Source organism: Bartonella sp. AP58NXGY (genome assembly GCF_042195785.1).
Taxonomy (GTDB): domain Bacteria; phylum Pseudomonadota; class Alphaproteobacteria; order Rhizobiales; family Rhizobiaceae; genus Bartonella.
On record NZ_JBHIOY010000351.1, the window covers coordinates 1 to 297 of the forward strand.

The 297-nt window shown below is 34.3% G+C and carries 1 pseudogene; it reads right to left on the reverse strand.

The features are described from left to right. A pseudogene (locus tag ACFINC_RS11360) lies at positions 1-297 on the reverse strand (SPOR domain-containing protein); the annotation flags it as partial.

Genomic DNA, 297 nt, shown 5'->3' on the forward strand with positions numbered 1-297 from the left:
TTTGTATTAAGAGGTTTTGATGAGGAAAGAAACTCATCTAAATTATTTTGGTTATATGAAATTTCTCTATTTGGGTTAGAGACATTTTCCGGCTTATTGATGTATTGGGTTTGAACCTCATTATATGTTGGAAATTTCTTACTATAAGTTTCTTGTTGTGAGGGATTTTCTTCAAAAAAATAGGGGTAATTGGTTGTATGATCCTCTTGTGAAGATCTCTCTAAATAAGATTGTCGGTCAACGTGTAGTGAATCCAAAGGAGAGGAGAAGCCACTTGTTGTTTGATTTCTCGGCGTG